Origin of the sequence: Pseudomonas sp. 2995-1, assembly GCF_002742505.1 — a bacterium.
Taxonomy (GTDB): domain Bacteria; phylum Pseudomonadota; class Gammaproteobacteria; order Pseudomonadales; family Pseudomonadaceae; genus Aquipseudomonas; species Aquipseudomonas sivasensis.
This window is the reverse complement of sequence record NZ_LJSA01000343.1, coordinates 17,995-29,239: the sequence shown is the minus strand read 5'-3', so window position 1 is coordinate 29,239 and position 11,245 is coordinate 17,995. Positions and strand designations below refer to the sequence as shown.

The 11,245-nt window shown below is 57.8% G+C and carries 11 protein-coding genes; 10 read left to right on the top strand and 1 reads right to left on the bottom strand.

Annotation, left to right across the window (positions count from 1 at the left end; translation table 11 throughout):
- The 7 genes from AOA61_RS12700 to AOA61_RS12670 all read left to right on the top strand — a co-directional run.
- Positions 1-1,519, top strand: a 1,519-nt coding sequence (locus AOA61_RS12700; RefSeq protein WP_099601872.1) for a phage tail tape measure protein, incomplete at its 5' end; no start/stop codon positions are given.
- Positions 1,519-1,857 (top strand): phage tail protein, encoded by a 339-nt coding sequence (locus AOA61_RS12695; RefSeq protein WP_099601871.1) that lies wholly within the window; start codon positions 1,519-1,521, stop codon positions 1,855-1,857. The genes AOA61_RS12700 and AOA61_RS12695, both read left to right, overlap by 1 nt.
- Positions 1,858-1,868: 11 nt before the next feature.
- Positions 1,869-2,621: a phage minor tail protein L gene (locus AOA61_RS12690; protein ID WP_099601870.1), complete on the top strand. Its 753-nt coding sequence runs from the start codon at positions 1,869-1,871 to the stop codon at positions 2,619-2,621.
- Between the two features lie 2 nt (positions 2,622-2,623).
- Complete coding sequence (locus AOA61_RS12685; RefSeq protein WP_099601869.1) at positions 2,624-3,394, top strand: C40 family peptidase; 771 nt, start codon at positions 2,624-2,626, stop codon at positions 3,392-3,394.
- A gap of 93 nt (positions 3,395-3,487) precedes the next feature.
- The gene (locus AOA61_RS12680) at positions 3,488-4,081 is read left to right on the top strand and encodes a hypothetical protein (protein WP_099601868.1); all 594 of its coding nucleotides are present in this window, start codon (positions 3,488-3,490) and stop codon (positions 4,079-4,081) included.
- Positions 4,065-4,439, top strand: a complete 375-nt coding sequence (locus AOA61_RS12675) for a hypothetical protein (protein ID WP_256583395.1) — start codon at positions 4,065-4,067, stop codon at positions 4,437-4,439. Before AOA61_RS12680 ends, AOA61_RS12675 begins: the two co-directional genes overlap by 17 nt.
- Before the next feature lie 55 nt (positions 4,440-4,494).
- Entirely contained in the window at positions 4,495-5,082 is a 588-nt protein-coding gene (locus tag AOA61_RS12670) for a tail assembly protein (RefSeq protein ID WP_099601866.1), read from the top strand.
- 111 nt (positions 5,083-5,193) lie between these two features.
- Here AOA61_RS12670 and AOA61_RS12665 read toward each other — a convergent pair whose 3' ends face one another.
- On the bottom strand, positions 5,194-5,838 hold the full coding sequence (locus tag AOA61_RS12665; protein WP_099601865.1) for a hypothetical protein: 645 nt from the start codon (positions 5,836-5,838) through the stop codon (positions 5,194-5,196).
- Positions 5,839-5,992: 154 nt separating this feature from the next.
- Between AOA61_RS12665 and AOA61_RS12660 the strand changes: the two genes are divergently transcribed.
- The 3 genes from AOA61_RS12660 to AOA61_RS32220 all read left to right on the top strand — a co-directional run bounded on the left by AOA61_RS12660 (position 5,993) and on the right by AOA61_RS32220 (position 11,243).
- Positions 5,993-9,451, top strand: a complete 3,459-nt coding sequence (locus AOA61_RS12660; protein WP_099601864.1) for a host specificity protein J — start codon at positions 5,993-5,995, stop codon at positions 9,449-9,451.
- A 334-nt stretch (positions 9,452-9,785) separates the two neighbouring features.
- Entirely contained in the window at positions 9,786-10,442 is a 657-nt protein-coding gene (locus AOA61_RS12650) for a hypothetical protein (protein WP_099601862.1), read from the top strand.
- A gap of 132 nt (positions 10,443-10,574) precedes the next feature.
- On the top strand, positions 10,575-11,243 hold the full coding sequence (locus tag AOA61_RS32220) for a hypothetical protein (RefSeq protein ID WP_256583394.1): 669 nt from the start codon (positions 10,575-10,577) through the stop codon (positions 11,241-11,243).
- Positions 11,244-11,245 lie beyond the last annotated feature (2 nt).

Genomic DNA, 11,245 nt, shown 5'->3' with positions numbered 1-11,245 from the left:
AAATGATCCCCGTCTCCAGCAGGACGTTGTCGATAAAAACATCTCCAACATCAACGCCAAGTTTAAGGATCCCAAAGCTGCCAGCACGCAAGTCGACCTGACCAGCTTCAACGACGCCAAGAACGAGCTGGCCGCCATCACCGACACCTACAAAAACTACCAGAAGGAACTGGAAGCGGCTCAAAAGGCCGGCCTGCTGTCCGAGGAAGACTATCTGCTGCGGCGCCAGGCGCTGATCGGCAACCAGCTCGACCAAGCCACGGCAGCATACGAGGCTGAGATTGCCGCACTGGAAGCGGCCAAGAGCAAGAGGTCCACGTCGGCTGCGCAAAGCATCCAGCTGGACCAGAAGATTGCCGACGCGCGCGCAGGCATGGTCAAGGCGCAGAAGGACGCTGACAGCCAGCTTGAAGTGCTGGCTACCAACGAGGCCGGGCGCCTTGCCAAGCAGGAGCGTGCGATCAGTTCGTACGTGCAGGCGCTGGGGCAGCAACAGCGGGCCTTGGAGTTGGCTGGGCAACGCGCCGTATTGGGCGTTGGTCAGGGGGATCGCCAGAACGCGCTCAGCGGCGAGCTGAATAGCCAACAAGACCGGTTTGCTCAGCAGTCGCTGGAGCTCGCCAACCAGAAGTCCGATCCGTCGCGCAAAATGTCGGAAGAGGAGTTCAAGCGGAAGTCTCAGGCGCTCGCGGATGCGAATAAGGCCGCGACGGACCAGATCCGGCAGAACTATGCGGATGTGGAGAATGCCCAGGGCGATTGGACGAAGGGCGCAACTGCTGCGTGGGAAAACTACCTGGATTCTGCGCGTGACATCGCCGGCCAGACCAAGAGCCTTTTCGGCAATGCCTTCAGCTCCATGGAGGAATCGATCGTCAACTTCGCCATGACCGGAAAGGCGTCGTTCTCGGACTTCACCAAATCGATCCTGGCCGACATGGCGCGCATCGCGACCCGCCAAGCCAGCTCCGCATTGCTGGGCAGTCTCGTAGGCGCGGCGGCAAGCTACCTCGGAGGTAGTGCTGCTGGCGGCGGCAATGGACTGGCTGCCGGGTCTGCTGGCGCCACATCATCAAACCTCGGCGCCTCTTCGGCCGGCTACTCCAACACCTACTTCCCGCAAGCCAAGGGCGGCGCATGGTCGGGCGGTGTGCAGATGTTCGCCGACGGCGGCGCGTTCACCAACTCAGTCGTAAGTAAGCCCACGGCGTTTGGCATGGCCAACGGCAAGACCGGCGTTATGGGTGAGGCAGGGGAAGAGGCAATCATGCCCCTGACCCGGACGTCGAGCGGCAAGCTTGGGGTCATGTCCATGGGCGGCGGTGGATCCGGCTCAACGCAGATCAATGTCGAGGTGCACATCGATGGCGAGGGCAACGCCTCGTCCTCTGCTGACGCTCCCGGCTATGACCTGTTCGGCAAGGAGCTGGCTGCGTTCGTTGAGCAGAAGTACCAACAGATGCGCAACAAAGACATGGGCCAGGGTGGCGTCATCAACAAAGCAATTAAGGGGCGCTGATGGCTATCGAACGATTCACCTGGGCGACGGAGAAGGGCGCGGAGGGTGATATAGCCCACCGCGTTCGCTCCAAGAAGTTTGGCGATGGCTACGAGCAGTCGGTCGAGGATGGCCTCAACAACCGGTCGCAGTCCTGGCCGGTGACCTTCACCGGTTTGAAGGGGCGTATCAAGGACATCATGGCGTTCCTTGACCGGCACAAAGGGGCGAAGGGCTTCCTCTGGGAGCCGCCCCTGGGTGAGCTTGGCCTATACAAGTGCAACGGCTACAAGCCAGTGCACCGAGGCGGCCAGGTCTACGCGATCACCGCCACCTTCCAGCAAACCTTTCACCCCTGAGATAACAGCCCATGGCACTGATCACGGACATCCAGAAGTTGGAGCCCGGCGGCGAGATTCGCCTGTTCGAAATTGACGGTACCGAATACGGCGCCGATTACCTGCGCTTCCACGGTCACGCTATCCCGCACACGCCAGAGGAATTGCTGGCCTACGAAGGCTCTGAAGAGGATCTGCCCGCCAGGTCGATTATCTGGCAGGGCCAGGAGTACGCCGCCTGGCCGGTACAGATTGAGGGGATCTCTTCGAGCAGCGATGGCACCGCCTCACGGCCGACCTTCGCTGCCAGCAACGTCAACGGGCGGGTCACGGCATTGTGCCTGGCCTTCGAGGACATGCTGAAGTTCAAGCTGACGGTCCGTGAGACGCTGGCGCAGTACCTGGACGCGGCGAACTATCCTGACGGCAACCCAACTGCTGACCCGACACAGGAAGCGCTGGAGATCTGGTACATCGACCAGAAAACCAGCGAAGACGGCGAGGCGGTGGTCTGGGAGCTGTCTTCCCCGGGTGAGATCGACAACCATGGTTTGCCCGGCCGGCAGATGACCACCTTCTGCCACTGGGCCATGACCAACGGTTACCGCGGGCCGGACTGCGGCTATACCGGCGCGGCTATGTTTGATGACGAGGACAACCCAACAGACGATCCGTCGAAGGATCAGTGCAAGGGCTGCCTGTCTTCCTGCAAGCTGCGCTTCGGCGAGAACAACGAACTGTCCTTCGGTGGATTTCCCGCCGTTTCCCTCATTGCCCGGAGCTGACTATGCGCAAGTACATCATTGCGGCCATCCAGGCGCACGCGGCGGCCCAGTATCCGAAAGAATGTTGCGGCCTGCTGCTGGCCATCGGTCGAAAGCAGAAGTACTTCCCGTGCCGGAACATTGCCACGGAGCCGAGGGAAGAGTTCCGGCTCGATCCTGAGGACTACGCCGCGGCGGAAGACTTGGGCGAAGTGATCGGCATTGTCCATTCACACCCGGACGCCACCAGCAGGCCGTCACCTCACGACTTGGCCATATGCGAGGCCACGGCCTTGCCATGGCACATTCTGTCGTGGCCGGAGGGGGATTTAAGGACGATCACGCCCACGGGCAGCACGCCGCTGCTCAAGCGCCCGTTCGTGCATGGGGCCTGGGATTGCTGGCAGGTCTGCGCTGACTGGTATCTGCGTGAGTGGGGGCTGGAGTTCGAAGCCTTCCAGCGCGCGGACGGCTGGTGGGAGAGTGCTGAGAACGCAAGCCTGTACGAGCAGCACTACGAGGCGGCCGGGTTTGTACGCGTCGACCGGCCACAGCGCGGCGACATGATCGTTATGCAGGTTGGCCGGACAGCTCACCCGAACCACGCTGGCATATACCTCGGCACCGATCCGTCGCTGCCTGGTGAGGATTCAGGTGTGTTCGGTCCAGGCCCGTTCCTGCTGCACCACCTGTACGGTAGGCCGTCGGAAATTATCGTCTTCGGCGGCCCCTGGCATGACAGAACGCGCCTGATCCTCAGGCACAGAAACTCAAAAGAGTCAGTCGATCCATGAAGAATATTTAGCGGCTTGTATGCGGAGCCGGGGGCGCTTTTGTTCTAGCGGGACTGTAATGGTAGATTGCTCCCACTCACAGGGAGATTGTGCATGAAGCGCTTAATTATGTTGGGGGTCGTTGCGGCATCGTTGTCTGGCTGCTTAGATAAAGACGATTCCGGGAATAGGCTTATTAAAGCTGTCGAATCTGTTGTAGCTATAGAAGTGGCGAACAACTCTCCAGATGCTGCTGTGAAGTCTTGGTGGCATATAAAAGATATGTCTAGGCCTATGTATACCGAGTTTTGCAAGCACAATCAGAAAGTTGCCTCTCCTTATTTTTCTAAGCTTTCCCAGCTTGCCGCAAGTGAATTTATAGATGAGGGTGAGTGCGGGAGCACGCCACCGCTGACATTCGACCGGCAAATAACCAAGGTTGAAGTCCAATCCGATACGCGTGCAGTTGTTTTAGCTCGCATCAAAAATACTACACCTCCTGATCCAGGCGCTGTGCTTGACGCTGACGCAAAAAAAACCAAGGAGGCCGGCGAGCCATTCCAGTACGTTCTTGAGCGGAAAGATGTAAATAGTGGCTGGAAAATCACAAAGGTATCTAGCATGCCATCGTATGCAAAAGACTGGCGTGATGCTTATCCGAAAAGCGAGCCTTCAAACAATCGATTTGTCTATGGATCCTTTCAGTAAGCGAGGGAACGACATGCGGATTTTGATAGCGGCGGTAGCGGTGGCGATGCTGGCGGGGTGCACAACACCTGGCGACCTGAAGTCGGGAAAGCCTACCATCAGCGCGTCTTCGAGTAAGGAGCCGAAGCAATACGCACTTTGCGTCATGCCAAAATGGCAGGATGCTCGCTCGGGCGCCACGATGACTGAAACGGCAAGTGGTTACAGGCTCATCGTCGCGACCGACTCGACGGCTGAGGAGCTTCTTGAGGTGAATCGGTCACCGAAAGGCAGCAGCGTTGCACTTTATCAGCGGTTGTCCTGGGCGCCCGGTTACGGCCGATCAGCCATTGAGCAGGCAGTTCGCGACTGTCTTTAACGAACAACCGCATCGAGCCGCCTCCGGGCGGCTTTTTTATTGCCCGGAGAAAACCATGGCAGCGCTCGCAATCGAATACCAACCACTCACTACCATTCTTCTTTTCGGTCAGTTACGCCAGTTCGGCCGATCCTTCAGGCTGTCTGTGAGAACCACGGCAGAGGCAATCAAGGCTCTTTGCGTGCAAGTTCCTGGCTTCGAGCGCTTCTTGTCGAATGCCAAGTCCCGAGGGATAGAGTTCGCGGTGTTCAGGGGAAAAAAGAATATTGGAGAGGCTGAGCTCTCTTTTGGCGGAGGAGGAGACATCCGCATTGCCCCGGTGATTACTGGTAGCAAACGAGCGGGGATTCTCCAGACGATTGTTGGTGTAGTCCTGCTCGCTATTTCGTACGTATTCCCGGTCACCGCGCCGTATCTGGCGCCGGCAGGCATCGGCCTTGTCGCCGGCGGCGTTATCCAGATGCTGAGCCCCCAGGCCGGCGGCCTCAAAACCAGCGCCGCGCCAGAGAACACACCCGGCTACGCCTTCGGCAGTGCCAAGAACACCACGGCGTCGGGTAACCCGGTACCGCTCTGCTACGGCAAGCGGCGGGTTGGTGGTGCGATTATCAGTGCTGCCATTTATGCGGAGGATCAGATGTGAGCATGTCGATCAACGAACCTAATGAGCCAATGGTCCAGGCTGCGCTGGAGCACCTGGATTACCTGCGAGCTTCATGTCGGATCAATTTGAATTATTACATCGATGAGAGAGTTATCGCTGATCTTTACCGGATGATGGAGGCTGTTCGGTTGCGAAGTGCTCAGCCTCAAACTTAGCGATAAAGCTTTGATTTCTTTCAAGGGCGTACTGAGCCGCTTGGTCTAGATAGCCGCTATCAAATTCATACCGATCCACACCCCAGTCAGTGCCACCCAATGAGCGACGATTGATAGAGCGCATACAGATTGCGGCGTTGGCAAGCAATATGGCGGCTCTAGCGATTTCCCAGGCGATCAGCTCAAGATCCTTCCGTGTGTAATTGCGACTTTCTGGAGGTTGTTCTGGTTTAGCTTTCAGCGAGTTTGTAGCCAGCCCGTCATCGCCCTTGGTAACCGCCCACTGCCAGTGGGCGACAGCGTTTCTCTTCGGAATTGATTTTGTGAAGTCAGCGAGTCCCTCTAGGAGCGAGTCGTGCAGGGTGGCCGGACGGATTCGGTGCATTTCAGATTTGATTACGGTAACCATTTTTTCTGCATTCAGATTGGCCTTTGATACAAGCAAATACATCTGGCCTTTGTCGAGCGACATGACTGCACGAAAAATATCGTGAATGGAGCGCTCGCATTCTGAGTAGTTGACCATGATCTGGCCTATTTCTCGAAGTAGTTCCGGCTGCGGCCCAATTTGGTACTTCATGCGACGCTCCAAGTCATTGCGCCCATGTAGCTGAGCGTCCTAAAAAGGCAGAACGCTACTACTTCAGTGTCCGCTGGTGTTACTGGCATTCCATCCACGCTGTACAAATACCCACGCCGCCCATGAGGCGGTTTTTTATTGCCTGGAGAAAAGCATGGGCGCAGCACGCAAGATTGATATCCACGGCGCCAAGGGCGGCGAAGAGAAACCAAAGACGCCAACAGAAGCCCCGGATAGCCTGCGCTCCGTTGCCATCGCTAAAATTCTGATCGCGGTGGGCGAGGGTGAATTCGAAGGAACGCCCACGGCCAAGGACATTTACCTCGACAACACGCCGCTGCAAGACCCCCAAGGCAATATGAACTTCCCGAACGTGAAGTGGGAGTGGCGCACCGGAGCCGTGGACCAGACCTATATCCAGGGCATTCCCTCAATCGAGAACGAAACCACCATCAGTACCGAACTGCGTAGCGGCACACCATGGGTTCGGGCCATCACCAATACCCAGCTTTCGGCCGTGCGCGTTCGTTTCGCCTGGCCGGCGCTCCAGTCTGTGGATTCGAGCGGCAACATCAACGGTTATCGGATCGAGTACAAAGTTGAGCTGGCCACCGACGGCGGCGCCTACCAGCAGGTGCTAAGCGAGGCTGTAGATGGCAAGACCACCAGCCTTTACGAGCGCACTCGCCGTATCGATTTGCCAAAGGCGACCACTGGATGGCTGATGAAAATCACGCGCCTGACCGTCAACCAGAACAACAATAAAATTTCCGACACTATGCAGATCGCCGGCTTCACCGAGGTGATCGACGCGAAGATTCGATACCCGAACACCGCGCTGCTCTACATCGAGTTTTCAGCCGAACAGTTCCGCAGCATCCCGGCGGTAACCGTCGAGACCAAGCTGAAGAAGATGCAGGTGCCGAGCAACTATGACCCGGTGTCGCGTACTTACTCGGGCGTCTGGGATGGCACGTTCAAGCAGGCCTGGACCGACAACGCGGTTTGGATGACCTACGACATCACCACGGCCGACCGCTTCGGCCTTGGCCGCCGCATCAAGCCCTGGATGGTGGACAAGTGGGAGCTATACCGCATCTCGCAGTACTGCGACCAGCTAGTGCCGGACGGGAAGGGCGGCCAGGAGCCTCGCTTCATCTGCAACCTAAACCTGCAGAGCAAGGCTGACGCCTGGTCGCTGCTGCGCGATATCTCGGCGATTTACCGGGGCATGACCTACTGGGCCCAGGGCCAGGTATTCACGCTGGCGGATATGCCGCGCGCTACCGACTTCGACTTCGCCTACACCCGGGCGAACGTGATCGACGGCAAGTTCACGTACTCCAGTGCGTCGGAGCGCACCCGCTACACCCGGGCGCTGATCAGCTACGACAACCCGCTGAACAACTACGACACTGATGTCACGGCTGTGACCGACCAGAAGCTCCAGCGGCGCTATGGCGACAATCCGCTGGAGATCAGTGCCATCGGCTGTACTCGTGAGTCCGAGGCGCAGCGCCGGGGCAAGTGGGCGCTGCTCACCAACTCCAAGGATCGGGCCGTCAACTTCAGGGTAGGGCTCGACGGACGCATTCCGCTTCCTGGCTACGTGATCCCGATCGCTGACGAACTCCTGGCCGGTCGGCCGGTTGGCGGGCGCATCTCGGCGGTGAACGGCAAGGTCATCACCCTGGACCGCGACACCCAGGCCAAACCCGGTGACCGGCTGATCCTCAACCTGCCAGACGGCAAGTGTGAGGGCCGTACCGTGCAACTGGTCAGCGGCCGGCAGGTCATCGTCACGGTGGCTTACTCCGTTACGCCAGAGCGCGAACTGGTGTGGGCGATCGATGCTGACGACCTGGCCATCCCGCTTTATCGGGTGGTGAGCGTGGCGCGGCCAGAGCCTGGAGTGTTTGAAATCTCGGCCGTTCAGTACGACCCGAGCAAGTTCGATCACATCGATACCGGTGCCCGGCTGGAAGAGCGGCCAATCAGCGTTGTGCCGATCACCGTCGTTCCGGCCCCGGTGAGCGTCGATATCACGTCGAACTACTCCGTGGATCAGGGCCTGGCGATCAGCACAATGAACATCTCATGGCCCGCTGTGAACGGCGCGGTCGCCTATGACGTGGAGTGGCGCAAGGACAGCGGCAACTGGATCAAGCTGCAGCGCACTGGCGCGACGAGCGTTGACGTCACTGGCATTTACTCGGGCGCCTACGTGGCCCGGGTGCGCTCGGTGAGCGCGTTTGAAATATCGTCGATCTGGAAAAGCTCCAACCTTACCAACCTGGAAGGGAAGGTTGGCTTGCCGCCGGCGGTTGCGTTCCTGCACACCACCAGCGAACTGTTCGGCATTGGGCTGAAAGTGGGCTTTCCACCTGGTGCGGAGGATACCCAGCGAACCGAGTTTTGGTATGGACCTGCAAATGATCTGGCGGCCGCCACAAAGCTGACAGACCTGACCTACCCGCAGCCCGATTATCGAATGCAGTCACTTGCGGCCGGCGCGCAGTTCTTCTTCTGGGCGCGCCTGGTCGACCGCACTGGCAACGTGGGGCCGTTCTATCCGGTGGGCAATGGCGTGATGGGGCAGGCCAGCTCGGATCCCTCCCCTGTTCTTGATTTGCTCGTGGGCGAGCTTACCAAAACTCAGTTTGGCCAGGACCTGATCAGCGAGCTGGACGGATTGCAGGATCAAATCGACAGCCTTGATGGTCTCGGCGGCTATGTCTCCAGTCAGGTCTATCTGAAAGGGCAGATGGTGGTTGAGGCGGACCGCATCTACCAGGCCAAGCAGACCGTCCCGGTTAGCAATCCGCCGCCCAACGCAACGTACTGGCTGGACGTGGGGCAATCGGTCGAGACTGCCAACGGCCTTGCGCAGCAGGTCAGCACCAACACGACCAACATCACCAAACTCGATGGTGTCGTCACGGCTCAGGCCGGAACTACTAATGCGCTGCGTGCGTCTGCGCGCGACGACAGCGGCAGTGGCGCTAAAGCCGATGCATTGAGGGGCTGGGCGAGTACTACTGCTATCGTCGAAGAGGCAAAGGTAAGGGCCTCTGCGATCGAGGCGGAAGCCACCAAGACTACGCAGTTGCAAGCCACTGTCGGACAGAACACCGCGGCGATTCAGCAGACCTCTTCGGCACTGGCCAATACAAACGGCCAGTTGCAGACCTTGTGGTCGGTGAAGATGGAAACCACCGCCGGCGGCCAGAAATACGCCACATCGTTTGGCCTGGGCCTGCAGGTGGATCCTTCTGGAGTCTCGTCGCAATTCGTGGTCAGGGCCGACACGTTCATGCTTTTGAACCTGGAAAACGGCACGCCCGTTTCGCCTTTCTCGGTCACGGGCGGACAGACCTACATCCGCTCGGCCTTCATCCGTGACGGCGCCATCACCAACGCAAAGATCGGGAACTACATCCAGTCGAACAACTACGTGGCGGGCACTTCCGGGTGGAAACTGTTCTTCGACGGGACCTTTGAAATGAACAGTTCTTTTGGTGGCCAGGCTCGTCAGGTGATCAATAGCGCGGGCGGTAAGGTCTTCGACGAGAACGGGATCAAGCGCTACCAGTGGGGAGACCTTTCCGCATGAGTTACGGGATAAGAGTGTGGGGGCCGACAGCCCTCCTTGAGCTTGATGAAAACTCCTTTACTGTGCGGGTTGTTTACTCGGAGATTGTTCAGGCTGGCGTTCCGGCTCCAGGGCGAACTCGCTATATATCCATTCCAGGCATTACCGCGGCAACGCATTCCGCTGTCTGTGTTCCAGTTGCCGCTTACGATACTTCGGGGCAGAGTGCGTACGCAATTCAATACACTCCGGTTGTGGGGAATGATGGTGTAGTTGTTTATTTTGGGAACCCGGCCCGTTCTAGCGGCCCTCTTGGGCTTGCGCCTCAAAGGCTGTTGGTTATGAGGTATCGCTAATGACCTATGGTGTAACTTTCACAAACAACAGCAACGTAGTCACCCTTGATTCTGAGTTTGCGAGGCTCGTGGTTCTTGATAAAGGATCCTGGTCGGGTAACGGCTCTGGAGTCTACGTACCTTTCTCTAAAACGATTACAACGGCCGAGCCTCCCTTGGTTTTTGTAAGGCCAAATCTTTCGGTGACGCTTTGCTTTTGTGTGGTTCAAGGATCGGCCGGAGCTTGGACTGGGTTCTCTTTCTCGGGGATTGTGGGGCAAGGCACGTCTGGAAATTGGTTTGCCGCCGCCTTTAAGTCAGAGCCAACTGCAAAGTTCGGATTCCGAATTTGGGATGGGGCAGCCAATCTTCTATTTGACAGCGGTACGCCGTGTGCACAGTTCACGAGAACAATAACCGGATGGACCTATCTCGGCTCGTCTTCAACCGGGCAAGGAACGTCGCGATTAAGTTGGACTGTTGCATCTAGTCTCGCGTCTGGTGATTATATGTTGCTCAACAACATCGCGATGGATATTGCGGGCGGCACGTCTAGGCAGGGCAATATGTATGCCGTTTGGGAATATCAAAATGACAGGCTTGTAATTCAATCTGTGGGTGTGGACCTTACAACGTCTCTATACATCCCTGTGGTTTTCGCTAAGCCTGTTTCTTAGGCTTTTCACAACTTACTTTGAAATCAATAACCGCCATGAGCGGTTTTTTATTGCCTGGAGAAAGCTATGGTTTGGCAAAGGGCTGGGACAGTCTCTGTTCAGAATGGCAGCACGACAGTTACGGGCACAGGCGTGGATTTCGCTGCGTCCTCCAGGGTTGGAGATTCGTTCGTCGGCCCGGATGGCGCAACCTATGAAGTCGCCAACGTCGCGAGCGCAACGGTTATCTCGATTCTGCCCGCCTACAGAGGCGCAACAGTCAGCGGTGCCTCCTACGCCATCATGCCGGTGCAGGGCTACGACAAGATGCTGTCGGACGCCTTCAATAATCTGAACAACCAGTTCGGACCCAAACTGGCAGCCCTTGGCACGACTGGTAACTACGATATTTTGCCGGCGGATAAGGGGGGGACAGGGCGCACAGCTGTTGGCAACGCAGTGACGGCAGACCTCGTTACCAGCAAAACTGATACGACGGCGGGAAGGGTTGTGACTGTCGGGTATGGTGGCCTCGGGGCCGTTTCAAACGGATATGAACCTGATTTGAACCTGATTGCATCCGCGCGGATGTTTTTTTGGGGGGCAGGACCAACTGCAAATATTCCCAGTGGCGCGGACTATGGCGAGGGCATCGCCTTTATGGGGGGCGACCCCTCAACTATGGCGATGATGCTTATCAGTCACGACTCAGACCGCACATGGATCCGAAGAAAGCGTGCCAATACGTGGCAACCGTGGGTCCAGGTTTACACAACAGCAAATACTACCCGTGCCGCCGATGGCACCCTTAAGGCGGTCTGATC

Coding starts and splice junctions, on each gene's coding strand:
- AOA61_RS12695 (WP_099601871.1), top strand. CDS start 1,519: ATGGCTATCGAACGATTCACCTGGGCGACGGAGAAGGGCGCGGAGGGT.
- AOA61_RS12690 (WP_099601870.1), top strand. CDS start 1,869: ATGGCACTGATCACGGACATCCAGAAGTTGGAGCCCGGCGGCGAGATT.
- AOA61_RS12685 (WP_099601869.1), top strand. CDS start 2,624: ATGCGCAAGTACATCATTGCGGCCATCCAGGCGCACGCGGCGGCCCAG.
- AOA61_RS12680 (WP_099601868.1), top strand. CDS start 3,488: ATGAAGCGCTTAATTATGTTGGGGGTCGTTGCGGCATCGTTGTCTGGC.
- AOA61_RS12675 (WP_256583395.1), top strand. CDS start 4,065: ATGGATCCTTTCAGTAAGCGAGGGAACGACATGCGGATTTTGATAGCG.
- AOA61_RS12670 (WP_099601866.1), top strand. CDS start 4,495: ATGGCAGCGCTCGCAATCGAATACCAACCACTCACTACCATTCTTCTT.
- AOA61_RS12665 (WP_099601865.1), bottom strand. CDS start 5,838: ATGAAGTACCAAATTGGGCCGCAGCCGGAACTACTTCGAGAAATAGGC.
- AOA61_RS12660 (WP_099601864.1), top strand. CDS start 5,993: ATGGGCGCAGCACGCAAGATTGATATCCACGGCGCCAAGGGCGGCGAA.
- AOA61_RS12650 (WP_099601862.1), top strand. CDS start 9,786: ATGACCTATGGTGTAACTTTCACAAACAACAGCAACGTAGTCACCCTT.